Here is a 16,824-nt window from a genome sequence, read left to right as displayed (position 1 = left end):
TGTGAAAGCGCCCTGAAATAAACTTTCCGGAACGCATAAAAAGTTTCCTCTAACGAAGAACCAGCTTCTTCGAGAGGTCTTCAATCGAAGCTTTTTTTAGGGTTCGGAGCCCCGCCCGGTTCAGCGCTAGCTAATGCCGGGTGGGTTTTCAAATCCAGTCCAGTGAAATCGCTACCAGCAAAACGGCCAGAATGCCCAGGATGATGACGTCGAACGACGTGGGCAAGAGAATCGTGCGGATAAATTGAAAAATGATCAGGGGAAGCAGCACTTGCTTGCAGCCGTATTTGATCTTTAGGTAAGTGGGATGGTACTTCCAGCGGAAATTCATATGGATCACCTCATTTCAGCATATGCGCGCATCCGGCTCCGAGTGCCTTTGGCGAGGCGTTGACAAGAATAAGTCGCCATGAACGCCCGATCGCGTTAAGATGAGAGAGATACGTTTGAGCCTGGCCCCACGCGGGAAGGTAATCTGCAGGGCTATGCGATTCCGCTTAAAAAGGTGGTACCACGATGGTATGGGAAGCTTTACTTTACTTCTGCGGCGCAGGAATTTCCATTTGGATTTTACTTTTGTCCCGCCATCTTGTTTCCATCAAGCGATGGTATGACGTGTCTTTTTTGCAGGGGATGGCACTGTTGGCCTGGAGCCTTGCGAATCTGGCCGCACTCTCTTCGGACGAACGGCTGCGGCTGCTTGAATACCCGATGATGTTGTTGTTTTACGTATTTTTACTGCTCTCTCTGCACGCGTTTTTGCGATTGCCTCATTTGTATTACGACCATTGGAAAACCCTTCTCGACACGGCGATGCTGGCGAGCACCTACGTCTCGGCAGCGTTATGCATGTGGTTTCAGCCCGTGATGTCGTTTTCGTGCTATCTGCAGCTTCACATGCAAAGCAGTATTTTTCTTTTGATCCATATAGCCGCGGTCTGGATTACGAACGCGCAGACCCGTGCAGCGCTGCGCTCAAAAGGTCAACTGCTGATAAACGGTGTCCTTGCGTTCGTACTGGTCGATGCCATTTCTCCGTTTTTGCCGTCTGCTGTTACATTCGTATGCGGCGCGGGGGCGCTGTTGTTGATCAGCCTGTCGCCGGGACGACTGCCCACTGAGACGGAGACGGTATCCGTACAGGACGAATACGTTCGGTATTATGAAAAATGGAAGTTTCAGCAGATAGATGCGAGTATGGTGATGGTGTTGGTGTTTGCCGCGATCACAGCCATCGTGATCACGCCCGATCGGACGGCGGTGTACTTCGTGGGCATGGGACTGACCCTGATGCTTGGACTGATCCGATTGATCCTGACGATTCGGCAAAACCGCAGGCTATTGGCGGAGACTTTTTTGACTGCCAGCAGTCTGGAGCAAAAGTTTGCGGAGCAGCTGGAACAAATTCAGAGCAAAAACGCCAGACTATCGCAGCTGCTCTTCATGAGGCAGAGTTACGAGAACCTGTTGGTTGCCAGCAACGAGTTGCACATGTGCGACGTCAGCTATGAAAACCTGCCGCAGGTCATGGAGGATCTTGTTGACACCTGGCTTGCCAAAATGGACGGACTGTTCTTCCTGCGCCTTTCCTTGGAGTCGGCGGACGGATCGGTCTATTATCAAGTCATTCGCGGCAACAACAATCAAAGAGTGAATGGGAAGACCGTAACAGTCACCGAGCGGATCGTGGTTGATGAAGCGCTTGACTCGCCGTTATGTCCACGCTTTGTCAACCTGATCGCGATGACGGTTTCCCATGACGCAGAGGAAATGGAGTTGGAGCAGTCCTTTTTCCAGCTTCTCGCCGTAAACGTTCGCGGATTGATTCTGCGCTGCCTGCAGGACAATCAGGCGCTTGAACTTCGATTGATGGAACAGGAAATGGAACTGGCTAAAAAAATACAGTTTTCCCTGATCCCCCGGGAGCGGCTGGTGCTCCCGCAGCTTCAGGCCAAAGCCGTCTTTTTGCCTGTTACCTACGTAGGCGGCGATTACGTCGACTACTTCCCAATCGACGACCGGTATACCTGCTTTCTCGTTGCTGACGCCTCCGGGCACGGAATTCCCGCCAGCCTCTTGACGACCGGCATTCGCAGCGCATTGAGAGCGGTAATTCAGACCACCGTGTCACCGGATGAGATTTTGTACCGGTTGAATCGATTATTGTACGAAGACTTGTCCAAGACGCGTTCGTTCATTACCATGCTGATTGTCGTCTACGATGCAGCCGAACACAAGCTTCGGATCAGTCGGGCCGGCCATCCGCAGCCTCTTTATTTTACTGCGGAGCAGGGCAGCGTTCTGCCCTGCGCGGGGGGGATTGGCCTCGGGATGGTCAGCAACAGCTCGTACACTCTGGAGGAGTGGCCGATTACGCGGGACGGGCTGCTGCTGATTTATACCGACGGCATGTTGGAGCTGGGGCGCAAAGATGGGCATCCGGGCGTTCGTCAGTGGCTGGTCGAATTCGGGAACCTGCTGGAACAGAAACGGGCAGCGGGAGAGGACCGTCTCGATGCAGTGGAGCAGCACATTTGGAAAATGACTCGAAACCTGCCGCGAACAGATGACATTTCCTTGCTCATCCTTGATTTTAGCGTGGAGTCATTCGGCGTTGAATCACCACAAAAAAGCACCCTGCAGGCACCTGCATGCGGTTTCGCAGGGAGCAACACGAGGCAGTTTCGCCACTTGGAAGGGGGGGCTGATAGATGATCTTGTGTGAGCAGTGCCCAACCAATCCCGCGTGCCGCAACTGTCTGGATCAATTGCGAGCCGGCGATGCCGGGCAAAAAGTGATTCCGCCGCGCCGCATCTGGCTGACACAGCTGGCGACCGGACAGAGAATGCAGGCAGAGCTTCGGGCTGTGAGCCGACTGGCCATCGGTGTATTCGTGGAAGAAACGGATTTGGCGGGACGCTACGAGGCGGAGCTTGCAGCAGATTTTCGCATTATCGGCGGCGCTGTCCGGGGAATTCGGGAAGTCCCTTACTTCGTGCTGGACATCGAGAAGGTGCTTCGCAAGGAAGACGTGCTCGATCGTTTGCTGCTGGAAGAGTTTCGCTCCTGGAATACAAGCCGGGAACCGGAACCGTCCGTAATCCACGACAGCTTTCATGATCGGGACGAAGAGCGGAATGAATGGGTGAAACAGGAGCTTCGGAAGCTGTCCATTCTCCGTCAAATCGAGGACATCTACCTGTATCTGCTGGAAGAGGAGCAGATCAGGCCGCTAGGACATGCCCGCGTGGACAAGTCGGTGGAGCTGGAAGCGAAAGTGTTGGCGATGCGAGCGGTCAGTGCCGATTCAAGGGTTCGCGAGCAGATTGTCTCGGACGGAGGCAAGCAGTTTTTTGACATATACGCTTGCCCGCTTCCGGATAAAACGTGCGGGATTGTGCTGATCAACATCACGGAAGCGATTGCCGCCGAGCGGGAGCGTCAGCGAAAGGAATGGGAACTGTACAAGCAGGTACTGGCCACGGTTACCCAGGAAAAACTGATGCTGCTGCGGGATGAGGAACTGTTTTTGCTTGTGCGGGGAGGAGAGACATCCTTTGCTGTGACAGTAAAGGCGCCGGAGGATTTGGCCTTTTTGCGCAGCCGGCTGAAAGAGGGACTTCTCACCGCAGGAATGCCGCAAAAGAGCCTGCATTTGTTTTCGGTGGCGGTTAGTGAAGCGGCGTCCAACACGCTGAAGCACGGAACCGGAGGCACCGTTTCGCTGTATGTGTATCCGTCTGAAGGGGTGTGCCGGGTCGTCGTGTACGATCAGGGGCAGGGAATCATGCTTGAAGACTTGCCGCGGGCGGCGCTGCAGCAGGGGTATTCCACCCGTTACTCGCTGGGAGCGGGATTTCATGTGATGCTGCAGATCTGCGACCGGCTGTGGATCAGCAGTTCAGAGACAGGAACAAAAATGGTTTTAGAGAAAAGCCTTTTTGAATAGAATCATGTTTCATTCGGAAACTGGCAGGGAATGGATACGATAAAGAAGCGTAAAAGGAAAAACCAGTAAGTCACGAGAGGAGCTGCCATCATGGACTACCGTGCAACAGAAGAACAACAGTACGCCACTCTTTTTTTGGCAGGAGAGCTGGACATGGCTGTAGGGGAAAAAGTGGGCAGTCTGCTGCGTGAATACGGAGAGCGGAACCAGTCCGTTACCGTTGATTTTCGCGAAGTGACGTTCGTCGATTCCTCAGGCATCGGAAGCCTGTTCTTTACGACGAAGGAACTGCTGGCCAAAGGCAAGCAGATTGAAATTGTCAACGTTCAGGAAGAGATCATGGATATCCTGCGTCTTCTCGGATTTGCGGAGGCGCTGGGGATTGCCGTGACACAAGCGGAGTAGGGAAGTTTGACGCACTGCAGTCCATTTGTATATAATAACGGTGAACCATGTGTAATTGAACAAGCGAACCAACCGTGATTGGGAGGAGTAGGCCAGGACGCCTTGGCAGAGAGGGAGAATCATGTGGCTGCGAGATTCTCTAAGGCAGGGAATGGCTGAAGGTCGCCCATGAGTTGTTCCGGCGAACCAACTGTCAGTAGTCGGAATCGGCACGAGCCGTTATCTCGTTAAGGGAATGCATGCCCGTATCCGTTTCAGGGCATGTGTTAACAAAGGTGGTACCGCGAAGAGATCCTTTCGTCCTTTGGATGAAGGGTTTTTTTATTTGGTTCGATAAAAGGAGGGTTTTTTCATGTCCGCGCAACAAACGACAAACGACATCGATCAGCTGCTGCCGAAGAACTACGATCCGAAAGCGGCGGAGACCAAATGGTATCCGTACTGGATCGAAAAAAACTTTTTCAAGGCCGAGCGCGATCCCGACAAACAACCGTTTACCATTGTCATTCCGCCGCCGAACGTAACCGGCAAGCTGCACCTGGGCCACGCCCTTGACACAACGCTTCAGGACATCATCACCCGCGCCAAGCGGATGCAGGGCTACAGCACCCTGTTCCTGCCGGGAATGGACCACGCCGGTATCGCCACACAGGCTCGCGTGGAAGCGACGCTGCGTGAGGAAGGTCTCTCCCGCCACGACTTGGGACGGGAAAAGTTCCTGGAAAAAGTGTGGGAGTGGAAGCATGTCTACGCTCACCACATCCGCGAGCAGTGGGAGAAGCTGGGGCTCGCGCTTGACTACTCCCGCGAGCGCTTTACCATGGACGAAGGTCTCTCACGCGCGGTTCGCGAAGTGTTTGTCCGCCTGTATGAAAAGGGTTTGATTTACCGCGGCAACCGTATCATCAACTGGGACCCGGTTGCCCGCACCGCCCTTTCCGACATCGAGGTCATCTACAAGGAAGTAAAAGGCGCTCTGCATCACATGCGCTATCCGCTCGCAGACGGTACGGGGCACATTGAGGTAGCCACTACCCGTCCGGAAACGATGTTGGGAGATACAGCCGTCGCTGTTCATCCGGATGACGAACGCTACAAGCACCTGATCGGCAAAACAGTCATCCTGCCGATCACCGGCCGAGAGATTCCGATCGTGGCGGACGACTACGTCGATCCTGAGTTTGGTTCCGGCGCAGTGAAAATTACCCCGGCTCACGACCCGAACGACTTTGAGATCGGCCTTCGCCACAACCTGCCGCAAATTGTGGTCATGGACGAAACCGGCACGATGAACGAGCAGGCAGGGCCATACAAGGGCATGGATCGCTTCGAATGCCGCAAGCAGATCATCAAGGACCTGATCGAACAGGGCGTCATGTTCAAGATCGAAGAGCACATTCACCAGGTAGGCCACAGCGAGCGCAGCGACGCCGTTGTTGAGCCGTATCTGTCCACCCAGTGGTTCGTAAAAATGCAACCGCTGGCCGACGCCGCACTTGCCAACGCGGCAAGCCCGGACAGCGTGAAGTTCGTGCCGGAGCGTTTCAAAAACAACTACCTGCGCTGGATCGAAAACATCCGCGACTGGTGCATCTCTCGTCAGCTGTGGTGGGGCCATCGCATCCCGGCCTGGTACTGCGAAGATTGCAAAGAGACAATCGTTTCCCGCGACGACGTAACCGAATGTCCGCACTGCCACAGCCACAAGCTGGAGCAGGACAACGACGTGCTTGACACCTGGTTCAGCTCCGGACTCTGGCCATTCTCCACACTGGGCTGGCCGGAAGAGACGGAAGATATGAAGTACTTCTACCCGACCAACGTTCTGGTGACCGGTTACGATATCATTTTCTTCTGGGTTGCCCGGATGATTTTCAGCGGTTTGGAATTTACCGGTCAAAACCCGTTCGAAACCGTTCTGATTCACGGCATCATCCGTGACTCCGAAGGACGCAAAATGTCCAAGTCGCTCGGCAACGGGGTCGATCCGATGGAAGTGATTGAGAAATACGGTGCGGATGCCCTCCGCTTTACACTGGCCACGGGCAACTCGCCGGGGAACGACCAGCGCTTCTACTGGGAGAAGGTGGAGGCAAACCGCAACTTTGCCAACAAGATCTGGAACGCCTCCCGTTTTGCCCTGATGAACCTCTCCGGTTTCCGCTATGAGGACATCGACCTGACGGGCAACCTGTCCACGCCGGACAAATGGATTCTCTCCCGTCTGCAGACCACCATCGCGGACGTGACTCGACTGATGGACGCATTTGAATTTGGGGAAGCTGGCCGCGTCCTGTACAACTTCATCTGGGACGATCTGTGCGACTGGTACATCGAGATGGCCAAACTGCCGCTCTACGGCACGGATGAAGCTGCGAAGAAAACCACCCAGTCCGTTCTCGTTACGGTTCTGGATCAAACCCTGCGTCTGCTGCATCCGTTCATGCCGTTTATCACGGAGGAGATCTGGCAGGCGCTGCCGCACGAAGGGGAAAGCATCACCGTTGCGAAGTGGCCGACTGTGAACGAGCAATGGGTGTTTGCCGAGGCGGAAGCAGAGATGAGCCTCTTGACTGAGGTAATCCGCAGCGTCCGCAACATCCGTGCGGAAGTAAACGTACCGATGTCCAAGAAAATCGAGCTTCTGATCAAAGCGGGGGACTCTGCTGCGCTTGAACGCCTGAAGCGCGGCGAAGAGTACATCGTTCGTTTCTGCAACCCGGAACGACTCGAGATCAGTGTTGATCTGGCGACACCGGAAAAGGCGATGTCCGCCGTTGTCACAGGAGCGGAGCTGTTCCTGCCGCTCGCTGGTTTGGTAGACATCGAGCAGGAGCTTAAACGCCTGGAGAAAGAGCTGGCAACGCTGCACGCTGAAGTGGAACGCGTGGAGAAAAAGCTGAACAACCCGGGCTTTGTCGCCAAGGCTCCGGCCAAGGTGATTGAAGAGGAAAAAGCAAAAATGGCCGATTACATCGATAAGCGCGACAAAGTAATTGCCCGTCTGGCGGAGCTAAAGGGCGAATGAACCGCCTCATGTTTGCATATTGTTGAGAATGGAGCAAAACGGTATGAAGGCAAAAGGTTTTGTTGACTATACAGAAGCTCTCGACTGGCTTCACGGTTTGCTGCGCTTCGGTCAGCGACCTGGTCTGGAACGGATGCAATGGATGCTGGAGCAGTTGGATCATCCCGAGCGGAGACTTGCCTTTGTCCACGTGGCCGGAACCAACGGAAAAGGCTCTACCTGCGCGTATCTCACGCAGATGCTGATGGAAGCCGGTTACAGCGTAGGCTCGTTTACTTCACCCTACCTGATTGAATTTCGTGAGCGCATTCGCTATAACGGTCAGTTCATTCCCCAAGCGGATCTCGTCACGCTCGTCAATGAACTGAAGCCGTTGGCGGAGCAGTGCGCCGCGACCACGGAATACGGTTCACCTACCGAATTTGAGATCATCACCCTGATCGCCATTCTGTATTTTGCCAAGATAGCCAGACCGGCGGTAGTGATCTGGGAAACGGGCCTGGGCGGCCGACTGGATTCCACCAATGTCGTCCTCCCGCTCGTCTCCGTCATTACCAACGTCGGAATGGATCATACAGACGTATTGGGCACCAGCCTGGAAGCGATCGCGGCGGAAAAAGCGGGGATCATCAAACCCGGCGTCCCTGTCGTAATCGGTGAGAGGCAACCTGAAGCAGTAGCGGTCTTTCAGGCAAAGGCGCGCAGCACCCGCAGTTCACTCTATCAGATCGGTCGCCATTTCGAGGTGGAGCAATTAGAGGAACAATGGGGGCAACAGCGTATCCGTTACAGCAGCATTCACCGACGGCATGAAGCGGAATACACGCTTGCGATGAACGGACGCCATCAGGCTGCCAACGCTGCGGTCGCCTTGATGACGATCGATTTGCTGCGCAATTTTTATTCTTTCCTGCTGGAAGAAGAAGAGATTGTCCGCGGTTTGCAACAAACGCGCTGGCCGGGCCGTCTAGAAATCGTCTCCCGTCGACCTTTGATCGTCATGGACGGAGCGCATAACCAGGAAAGTATGGAGGCTTTGGCCGCCAGCATCAAGCAGCTGCTGCCCGCTGGCGCTCGTCTGCATCTGCTGTTCTCCGCTCTGAAAGACAAACCGCTGGAGAAGATGGCGGCCGCCTTGAAACCGCTTGAACCACAAGTAACGAGAGTGCATGTGACCACTTTTGATTTTCCCCGGGCGGCATCTCTTGAACAGATGAAGGGCGCGTTCCTTGAAGGAGGATGGGATACTGCCCGTATCGATCCGGTATCCGACTGGCGCGCTTTTCTTCAGACGTGGCAGGACGCTCAACACGCAGAAGATTGGCTGGTCATTTGCGGTTCACTCTACTTTGTTTCTCAAGTGCGCGCATTCTTTCCCATAAAAGCTGAAGAGGTAGGTGAATAGGGTGGATCAGGCACAACACGTCCACTTTGTGGGCATTGGCGGCTATGGTATGAGTGCCATCGCCCGCGTCTTGATCGACCTTGGATACAAGGTTACAGGCTCAGACGTCGCCATGAATGAACTGGCCAAAAAATTGGAAGAGCGAGGGGCTGTCGTCTATATCGGGCACGATGCACGGCATCTCGAAGGGGCGGAAATTGTCGTGTATTCGACCAGCATTCCCAAAGAAAATCCGGAAATTGCCGAGGCAAAGAAGCGCGGCATTCCGCTTTTGCACCGGTCGCAAATGCTTGCCCGCATCTTGAACGAGCGCACGGGTGTTGCAGTAGCCGGTGCTCACGGCAAGACGACGACCACGTCCATGCTCGCCCATGTGTTGGAGGAGTGCGGAGTTGATCCGACGTACATCATCGGCGGCGAATTGATGAACGCCGGAACCAACGCCAAGGCGGGCAAGAGCGATTTCGTAATCGCGGAGGCGGACGAGAGCGACGGGTCGTTTCTCGAATACCGTCCGACCTACGAAATTGTCACCAACATCGAGCCGGATCATCTGGAGCATTTCGGCGGCGATTTCAACAACTTGAAAAAAGCGTATGCCCAGTTTCTCAGCCACTTGAAACCAGGGGGGAAAGCGATTCTCTGTCTGGATGACGGGCATGTCCGCGAATTGATTCCCGCTGTGAAGGAAACGGTGGTTACGTATGCCATTGATCCCGCATACGCGGCGGCTGCCGACTTTAAAGCCGTGGACATCGTCTGCGGCGATCGCAGGACGCATTGCCGGGTCTATCACAGGGAGCATCTGCTGGGCGAGCTGAAGCTGAACATTCCCGGGAAGCACAACATCGCCAATGCGTTGGCGGCGGTCATCGTCAGCCTGGAGGCGGGTCTTTCCTTTGAAGAAATCGCCTCTGCCCTGACTTCATTCCGCGGAGCCAAACGCCGCTTCCAGATTATCGGTCAACCGCGAGACATTCTCGTCGTGGACGACTACGCTCACCATCCCACGGAGATTATCGCTACGCTGAGCGGTGCGCGAGCGTCAGGGCGGCGCGTCATCGCCGTGTTTCAGCCGCAGCGATACACGCGCACCTTTTTCCTGATGGATGAGTTCAGCCGCGCTTTCAGCGAGGCGGACGAAGTGATCGTCACCGATATCTATTCGCCGGCAGGCGAGGCAAAAATTGACGGTGTCACATCCGAGGTGCTGGTGGAAAAAATCCGCACGAACAGCCATCCGCGTGCGCAGTACATCCCAACCAAGGAGCAGGTTCAGGAGCACCTGGTCACCCAGCTGCGCCCTGGTGATCTGGTACTGACCATGGGAGCGGGCGACATTTGGAAGTCAGCCTACTGGCTTGCCGAAAAGCTGGTCAAATCATAGCAGTCATGCCCGAACCTAAGGGTTCGGGCAGTTGTCTTTTTCAGGCCTGTCATATCCCGTTCTCGTCTAACGTAAGCTAGTACTACGAGAGCAGGCAGAGTGAGGAGGTCTTTACGTGAGCGGGCAAAAATCCAGCCGAGTGACGGTCAAGCTGAATGGTGAGAAAATAGAGAAGGATGTAAAACCCAAGGTGGTGAAAGCCCCTGTGCAGCCCGTCGTGCCAACGATCAGGGGGACGACGGACGAAGACGCATTTGAACGGCTTCTGCAGCTGCGCGGGACAGCCAACCAATCGAGCAGGCGGGAGACGCTCACCGAGTCCGTGTCCCCGTACATGCCCGTAGCGGATGGAAATGAGGAGGAGAGAATACCGATTCGGTATGGGCGTTCGTGGTTGAAAACTCCAGCAATGAAGACGATCCTTACCACGGGAAGCGCCGTATCGATCGGACTCTTGTTCGGGTTTCTCGTCCTGACGGTGTTTACCCAGGAACAGTTGTCCCAGTCCTACCGAAGCGTCCTTACCGGCACCATGCAATTCTTGACGGCACAGGAGCTGGGACAGCGGCCGGCCGCGTCCGGGATGCAAACCGGCCCCGTCCTGCCAGCCAGCCAGAACCAGACGGCAGCCGAGGGTAAGAGCGTCACGCTGCAGCTGCCCGAGCTGAGCTTTTTCATGGCGCAAGCCGGAGCATTTAACCTGGATGCTCCTGCGGATGCCGCGATCGCACCGTTTGACAAACAGGGAATCCCTCATCTCCTCTATCGAGCGGAGGATAAGCAGTACATTTTTGCTGCAGCTGCCCCCAGCCGCGACGCCATCCTTGGATTTGCCAGCGGACTGAAGGCGAAGGGGACGGAGGTATACGTAAAAGAAGTCACGTTTCCCGGTCTGGATAAGGAAGTGACTGTGGGCCAGGCGGCGGGTGCGGCACAGGCACCGGATCTAAACACCTTTTTCCTCACCGGACTGGAGCTGGCCCGCATCCTGGCGGCCCAATCAGGCGGCGTCGTGAATGCCACCCAGCCGTCCTCGCCTTCTGCCGATGAAGAAGCATCCCTGAAAGAAAAACACCGTCGTTTTCTGGAAGAGAGCCGCGCCATACAGGTGCCTGAGGAGTGGAAGCCGCTCTTTACCGGCATGGTCAACGGAATGAACCAGGCTGTGACCGCTCAGACCAAAATGCAGGAGGCATTTGCCGGCAAGAAGACGGCCAACGCAGAGTCCTACGCCTGGCAGGTCCAGGCAGGAGTGTTGACTTATCTGGAAAACTACACCAAGTTTGTGCAGTTGGTGAAATAGTCCCAAACGGATGAAACCCTTGTCGAAACGGCAAGGGTTTTTTGCGTATAATTTATAACATTGGGACATCGAATACAGCCACAAGGAAAGGGTTTGGGGCCCCAGCCGACACCAGCGTTAGCTAAAGTCGGCTGGGTTTTCTTGTGGAAATCGTGATAAGATGGGGAGAGATCTCTATGATACGACTACTTATGTCCCGAAAGGAGTGCCCATGACTGAGCTCGATACCATTTTCAGCATTCTTTTCTTTATCCTTGGCCTGCTCCTTGGCTCCTTCTACCATGTTGTCGCCCTGCGGGTACCGGAAAAGAAAGCAATCATGGCCCCGGACCTCCTGACAATAGTGGGCTTCCTGTTTCGCAGAGGGAAGTGTGCGGGCAGCTGTGGAAAAACTGCTTCGTACTATCCGCTGCCTGAACTCACTACGGGCTTGCTTTTTGCTCTTTCTTTTGTCGTCTGTAAAAACGATACTCTCGAGCTTTTCGTCTCGCTTGCGCTTGTTTCCGTATGCGTCATCGTATCCGTAAGCGACATCCTCTATCAGCGCATTCCCAATGCGGTATTGCTGTTCTTTTTACCTGTACTGATCGCCCTGCGCCTCCTCTCCCACCCTGAGCCGATGACAAGTTATCTCATCGGAGGGGCAGCCGGTTTTCTCATTCTCTTTCTCCTTGCGACGATCAAACCCGGCGCGATGGGAATGGGCGACGTAAAACTGTTCGGCCTTCTCGGTTTCGTGGTGGGATGGCAGGGGGTGGTCGTTGCGCTGTTTCTATCCTCGCTGTTCGCCCTTATGATCGCCGTCGTCCTGATGCTGGCAGGAAAAGTGAAATGGAAAGGCTCGATACCGTTCGGGCCTTCGCTGTGCACGGGAGCCATATTGGCGTACTTCTGGGAAAAAAACGATCCTGGAAGCGCATTCGTGGTTCATTTACTTGCTCCCGGTGACTGTCTTTTTATACAGTAACTACCAACAGCAAACGGGGATTGTTTCCCTAACGACCATTTGCTACACTTAAGTTTGGCTATAGAGAATCCCTTTCAGACCAAGGAAGGGAACAGAGGATGAGAGAGATGAAGGGGAAAGAAACGCTTACGTTCCTGTTTCTGCTGATTGCCGGATTACTGTGTGGGAGCATCCTCGGAGAGATTTTGGGTCCTTGGGTCCCTTTCCTGAAAACGAGCAAAGTGATAACATGGTCACCTGCGGCAGATTTAGAAATTGTGAAGTACGATGTGCAATTTCAGGTAAAACTAAATCTGGCTAGTATTGGAGGGCTTGCCCTCGCTTTCTGGATATATCGAAAAATCAACTAGGCGGAGATGGCATGCGAGAAGGTACCACTCTTATCTTGGCTTCTTCTTCACCGCGGCGCAGAGAGCTTTTGCAGGGTCTCGGCCTCGCCTTTACCGTAATGACGAGCGACGTGGACGAGACGACCTCGCCAGAGCTGACACCGGCAGAGGTGGTGGAACAGCTTGCCCTGCGCAAAGCAGGCGCCGTCGCCAAAAAGGTGTCGGACGGTATCGTGCTTGGATCCGATACCATCGTCGTGCTGGACGGGCAGATCCTTGGCAAACCTGCAGATGAAGCGGATGCATTTCGCATGCTGGCTTCGCTGCAGGGGAGAGAACATACGGTTTTCAGCGGCGTGGCATTGGTTGATGCGGCGACCGGCAGAACCGAAGTGGCGCACAACGCGACCAAGGTCCAGGTTCGCTCGATGACCGAACAGGAGATCAAAGCGTACATTGCGACCGGTGAACCGATGGACAAGGCAGGTTCCTACGCCATCCAGGGCATTGGCGCCACTATTGTCGAAGGAATTGTCGGCGACTATTTTACCGTCGTTGGCTTGCCGCTACATTTGACGGCCCAATTGCTTTCACGCTTTGGAATGTCCATTTTGTAACGGTCATTTCCCAGCGGTAACAGCCATTCTCTCCGAAGAAACCGCCTCCTGTGACCGGCCTACCGCTCACCAAGCAACTTTCGGATTGGAGGCGGGATAAATTGGCAGTAAAAGCTTGTAACAATTTGCACAAGAAAAACGTCCCTTACTATGACCGTCCGCGGGAGCGCCTGCTTCGACTAGGGGCTGTACAACTGGCGGATGCGGAGTTGCTTTCCATTATGCTGCGAACCGGAACGGAACAGGAGACGTCCTACGAATTGGCTCAGCGCTTGCTGGCTGCATTTGGGGATTTGCGCGGCCTGGCACAAGCCTCTCATGCTGAGCTGACCAAGCTGAAGGGAATCGGACAGGTAAAGGCAATCGAACTTCACGCCGCCTTTGAACTGGGGCGAAGGGTGGTTAGCTCCACCCACGAGCAGCGTACCGTTGTTCGACTGCCCCGTGATGTGGCGGAGTTGATGATACCGGAAATGAGTCACCTGACGCAGGAACACTTTGTCTGCTTGTTTCTCAATACAAAAAATCACGTAATTGGGAAACAAACCGTTTTTGTAGGCAGTCTTGATGCATCGATCGTTCACCCTCGGGAAGTGTATAAGGAAGCGATCAAACGCAGCAGTGCATCGTTAATCTGCCTTCATAACCATCCAAGCGGCGATCCGACGCCCAGCCGCGAAGATATTGCCATCACGCGAACGCTCCGCGAAGCAGGTGAGTTGGTCGGCATTTCCCTGCTCGACCACATCATTATCGGAGATGGCAAATACGTGAGTTTGAAAGAACAGGGCTACATGTAATTGGAACTGGAAAATACGGAAGGGGTTTGTTTATGTTTGGTGGATTTTCTCGTGACATGGGGATTGACCTTGGCACTGCCAATACACTTGTGTATGTAAAAGGAAAAGGAATCGTTGTGCGGGAGCCGTCCGTGGTTGCCATTCGCACAGATACCAATACCATTGAGGCTGTAGGGAACGCGGCCAAAAGCATGATCGGCCGTACCCCCGGCAACATCGTGGCTGTGCGTCCAATGAAGGATGGTGTGATTGCCGACTTTGACACTACAGCGACAATGATGCGGTACTTCATTCGCCAAGCGCAAAAGAACCAGGGCATGTTCACCCGTCGTCCCAACGTCATGGTCTGCGTGCCGTCGGGAATTACTGCGGTAGAGAAACGCGCCGTTGAGGATGCGACCAAACAAGCAGGTGCGAAGGAAGCGTATACCATCGAGGAGCCCTTTGCGGCAGCGATCGGCGCCGACCTCCCTGTGTGGGAGCCGACCGGCAGCATGGTGGTCGACATCGGCGGCGGTACGACGGAAGTAGCGATTATCTCCCTCGGGGGTATTGTTACCTCCCGTTCCATCCGTGTCGCCGGTGATGAGATGGACGAGGCGATTATGCAGTACATCAAACGCCGTTACAATCTGATGATCGGGGAGCGGACAGCGGAGACACTGAAGCTGGAAATCGGTTCCGCCATTGCACCGGAAGAGTCGGAAGCAGTGGAAATCCGCGGCCGCGATTTGGTTACCGGACTGCCGAAAACCCTGACTGTAACCAGTGCAGAGATTGCCGAGGCACTCGCGGAAACGGTTGCTTCCATTGTCGAAGCGGTAAAAGTGACGCTGGAGAAGAGCCCGCCGGAGTTGGCGGCCGACATCATGGACCGCGGGATCGTGCTTACAGGCGGCGGCGCCTTGCTGCGCAACCTGGACCGCTTGCTTGCCAAGGAGACTGGAATGCCTGTTCACGTGGCGGAAAACGCGCTTGATTGTGTCGCAATCGGTACGGGCCGCGCCTTGGAAAACCTTCACCTGTTTAAATCCAAGCACGGAATTACCTCTTCCCGATCGAAACGGGGCAAATAGTTGGAGGTTGAGGCATGTCGTTCTTCGGGAACAAACGGCTAATAATCGTGCTCGTGGGACTTGTTTTCCTCATCTCGGTGGTTGGCTTCACTTCGCGGGAGAGGGCAAATCTGACGTGGCCAGAAATGTTTTTTAAAGATGCGTTTAGCGTGGTGCAGGGCATTTTTTACCGCCCTGCCCAGGCTTTTTCCCATTTTTTGCAGGAGATTGGGGACGCCTACAACGTCTACCAGGAGAATCGCGCACTGAAAGCCAGCCTTGACCAGTACGCGCAGGTTACGGCGGAGCTGTACTCGGTCAAAGCGCAGAACCAGAGACTCCGTGAGATGCTGCATGCTCAAACCAATCTCCACGACTATCAATTTCGCTTCGCCGAGGTGGTGGCGAGAAGTTCTGACAATTGGAATAACACCATTACCATCGACAAAGGCTTGAAGAACGGAATCAAGAAAGACATGGCTGTCATGACCGCCAAAGGCTTGATCGGTCGGGTTCAAAGCGTGGCCAACTTCTCCGCCACTGTGGAGCTGTTGACCAACTACAACCGCAGCAATCATATTTCCGCCTACATCCTGGCTGAACAGACGGTCAATGGCGTCAAGACGTATCCAACCATCTCCGGCGTCATTGAGGAGTACGACCCGAGGGAGCGTCTCTTGATCATGCGAAAAATTCCTTGGGGACAGAAAATTGAAGCAAAACAACTGGTGATTACCTCCGGATTGGGCGGTGTGATTCCGCGCAACCTGCCCATTGGCTATGTCGTCCGCGTGGCACCGGATGATTACGGGTTGACGCAGACGGCCTACATACAGCCCAGCGCCGACTTTTCCCAGCTGAGCGAAGTGATGGTGGTGGAACGCGCCTTTTCCATCTCCCCAAGCGGTGAGCTGATTCCCAATCAGCAATTCAGCCAACCGGCAGCTTCGATCCCGCCCGTTAGCGGGCCTGCTGGCACAGCGCCAGCGGCAAATGGAGGTGGTCACTGATGCCGCGCTTCGTGTTGACGGCTACGCTGTTGCTCCTGTTTTTGTTGGAAGGAACCGTTTTACAAGTGTTGTCGCCTGCTTCATGGGGTCTGTCCTGGTTGACAGTACCCCGCTTTGTACTTGTCGGGGCGATTCTGGTTGCCATGCTGCTCGGCAGGCGGGAAGGCTTGTACTACGGAATGGCCTTCGGCTTCTTACAAGACGTGCTCTACGGTCAAGCGATCGGCGTGTACGCCTTGTCAATGATGGTAGCCAGCTATTTTGCCGGTCTGATCGTACTTTTATTCCAGCGCAGTGTCGGCATGTTGTTCGTTACCACCACTCTCATCCTGTTCGGACATGAATGGCTGCTTTACAGTTTATTCCGTTTGTTCTCATCCGCTTATCTTGATGTACAATGGATCTTGAAAAATCAAATTCTCCCCACTGTCGGGGTTAATGTGTTATTTGCCTGTCTAATTTACTTGCCGATGGTGCGGTTGTGTGAAGCGGTGCAAAACAAGCGGGAAATGCCGCTTGATTAAACGGAGTGCGTTGGACCAGTCAGATCACGGATAACGGTGAAAAG

The 16,824-nt window shown here is 54.5% G+C and carries 15 protein-coding genes and 1 other annotated feature; of the genes, 14 read left to right on the top strand and 1 reads right to left on the bottom strand.

Going from position 1 to position 16,824, the window contains the following annotated elements; all coding sequences use genetic code 11:
* Nucleotides 1-148 precede the first annotated feature (148 nt).
* Nucleotides 149-331: a YszA family small membrane protein gene (locus ACE99V_RS04835; RefSeq protein WP_400489902.1), complete on the bottom strand. Its 183-nt coding sequence runs from the start codon at nt 329-331 to the stop codon at nt 149-151.
* Nucleotides 332-516: 185 nt separating this feature from the next.
* Between ACE99V_RS04835 and ACE99V_RS04830 the strand changes: the two genes are divergently transcribed.
* The 14 genes from ACE99V_RS04830 to mreD all read left to right on the top strand — a co-directional run bounded on the left by ACE99V_RS04830 (nt 517) and on the right by mreD (nt 16,780).
* On the top strand, nt 517-2,715 hold the full coding sequence (locus ACE99V_RS04830) for a PP2C family protein-serine/threonine phosphatase (protein WP_400489901.1): 2,199 nt from the start codon (nt 517-519) through the stop codon (nt 2,713-2,715).
* A complete protein-coding gene (locus ACE99V_RS04825; protein WP_400489900.1) occupies nt 2,712-3,950 on the top strand; it encodes an ATP-binding protein in 1,239 nt (412 codons plus the stop codon). The genes ACE99V_RS04830 and ACE99V_RS04825 overlap by 4 nt, the downstream gene beginning before the upstream one ends.
* Nucleotides 3,951-4,040: 90 nt before the next feature.
* Entirely contained in the window at nt 4,041-4,355 is a 315-nt protein-coding gene (locus tag ACE99V_RS04820; RefSeq protein ID WP_400489899.1) for an STAS domain-containing protein, read from the top strand.
* Between the two features lie 65 nt (nt 4,356-4,420).
* Nucleotides 4,421-4,663: a binding site (T-box leader), on the top strand.
* 44 nt (nt 4,664-4,707) lie between these two features.
* The gene (locus ACE99V_RS04815) at nt 4,708-7,383 is read left to right on the top strand and encodes a valine--tRNA ligase (protein WP_400489898.1); all 2,676 of its coding nucleotides are present in this window, start codon (nt 4,708-4,710) and stop codon (nt 7,381-7,383) included.
* Between the two features lie 43 nt (nt 7,384-7,426).
* Nucleotides 7,427-8,788, top strand: a complete 1,362-nt coding sequence (locus ACE99V_RS04810) for a bifunctional folylpolyglutamate synthase/dihydrofolate synthase (protein ID WP_400489897.1) — start codon at nt 7,427-7,429, stop codon at nt 8,786-8,788.
* A gap of 1 nt (nt 8,789) precedes the next feature.
* Complete coding sequence (gene murC, locus ACE99V_RS04805) at nt 8,790-10,175, top strand: UDP-N-acetylmuramate--L-alanine ligase (protein WP_400489896.1); 1,386 nt, start codon at nt 8,790-8,792, stop codon at nt 10,173-10,175.
* A gap of 115 nt (nt 10,176-10,290) precedes the next feature.
* Entirely contained in the window at nt 10,291-11,478 is a 1,188-nt protein-coding gene (locus ACE99V_RS04800; RefSeq protein ID WP_400489895.1) for a hypothetical protein, read from the top strand.
* 211 nt (nt 11,479-11,689) lie between these two features.
* Nucleotides 11,690-12,445 carry a prepilin peptidase gene (locus ACE99V_RS04795; RefSeq protein ID WP_400489894.1) on the top strand — a complete coding sequence of 252 codons (756 nt, stop codon included), beginning with the start codon at nt 11,690-11,692 and terminating at the stop codon, nt 12,443-12,445.
* A 98-nt stretch (nt 12,446-12,543) separates the two neighbouring features.
* The gene (locus tag ACE99V_RS04790; protein ID WP_400489893.1) at nt 12,544-12,795 is read left to right on the top strand and encodes a DUF4321 domain-containing protein; all 252 of its coding nucleotides are present in this window, start codon (nt 12,544-12,546) and stop codon (nt 12,793-12,795) included.
* 11 nt (nt 12,796-12,806) lie between these two features.
* Nucleotides 12,807-13,391, top strand: coding sequence for a Maf family protein (locus ACE99V_RS04785; RefSeq protein ID WP_400489892.1), 585 nt, complete (start codon nt 12,807-12,809; stop codon nt 13,389-13,391).
* 101 nt (nt 13,392-13,492) lie between these two features.
* Entirely contained in the window at nt 13,493-14,191 is a 699-nt protein-coding gene (radC, locus tag ACE99V_RS04780) for a RadC family protein (RefSeq protein ID WP_400489891.1), read from the top strand.
* Nucleotides 14,192-14,223: 32 nt separating this feature from the next.
* A complete protein-coding gene (locus ACE99V_RS04775) occupies nt 14,224-15,267 on the top strand; it encodes a rod shape-determining protein (protein WP_400489890.1) in 1,044 nt (347 codons plus the stop codon).
* A gap of 14 nt (nt 15,268-15,281) precedes the next feature.
* A complete protein-coding gene (gene mreC / locus ACE99V_RS04770; RefSeq protein ID WP_400489889.1) occupies nt 15,282-16,256 on the top strand; it encodes a rod shape-determining protein MreC in 975 nt (324 codons plus the stop codon).
* A complete protein-coding gene (mreD, locus tag ACE99V_RS04765; RefSeq protein ID WP_400489888.1) occupies nt 16,256-16,780 on the top strand; it encodes a rod shape-determining protein MreD in 525 nt (174 codons plus the stop codon). The genes mreC and mreD overlap by 1 nt, the downstream gene beginning before the upstream one ends.
* Nucleotides 16,781-16,824 lie beyond the last annotated feature (44 nt).

The sequence above is a fragment of the Brevibacillus soli genome (assembly GCF_044759095.2).
GTDB lineage: Bacteria > Bacillota > Bacilli > Brevibacillales > Brevibacillaceae > JBIYSM02.
This window is presented reverse-complemented; position numbering and strand designations above follow the sequence as displayed.

Bases quoted from the DNA above. Each gene is read 5' to 3' on its own strand.
- ACE99V_RS04820 (WP_400489899.1), top strand. From the start codon at position 4,041: ATGGACTACCGTGCAACAGAAGAACAACAGTACGCCACTCTTTTTTTG.
- mreD (WP_400489888.1), top strand. From the start codon at position 16,256: ATGCCGCGCTTCGTGTTGACGGCTACGCTGTTGCTCCTGTTTTTGTTG.
- ACE99V_RS04830 (WP_400489901.1), top strand. From the start codon at position 517: ATGGTATGGGAAGCTTTACTTTACTTCTGCGGCGCAGGAATTTCCATT.
- ACE99V_RS04775 (WP_400489890.1), top strand. From the start codon at position 14,224: ATGTTTGGTGGATTTTCTCGTGACATGGGGATTGACCTTGGCACTGCC.
- ACE99V_RS04835 (WP_400489902.1), bottom strand. From the start codon at position 331: ATGAATTTCCGCTGGAAGTACCATCCCACTTACCTAAAGATCAAATAC.
- ACE99V_RS04815 (WP_400489898.1), top strand. From the start codon at position 4,708: ATGTCCGCGCAACAAACGACAAACGACATCGATCAGCTGCTGCCGAAG.
- mreC (WP_400489889.1), top strand. From the start codon at position 15,282: ATGTCGTTCTTCGGGAACAAACGGCTAATAATCGTGCTCGTGGGACTT.
- ACE99V_RS04785 (WP_400489892.1), top strand. From the start codon at position 12,807: ATGCGAGAAGGTACCACTCTTATCTTGGCTTCTTCTTCACCGCGGCGC.
- ACE99V_RS04795 (WP_400489894.1), top strand. From the start codon at position 11,690: ATGACTGAGCTCGATACCATTTTCAGCATTCTTTTCTTTATCCTTGGC.
- ACE99V_RS04825 (WP_400489900.1), top strand. From the start codon at position 2,712: ATGATCTTGTGTGAGCAGTGCCCAACCAATCCCGCGTGCCGCAACTGT.
- ACE99V_RS04790 (WP_400489893.1), top strand. From the start codon at position 12,544: ATGAGAGAGATGAAGGGGAAAGAAACGCTTACGTTCCTGTTTCTGCTG.
- ACE99V_RS04810 (WP_400489897.1), top strand. From the start codon at position 7,427: ATGAAGGCAAAAGGTTTTGTTGACTATACAGAAGCTCTCGACTGGCTT.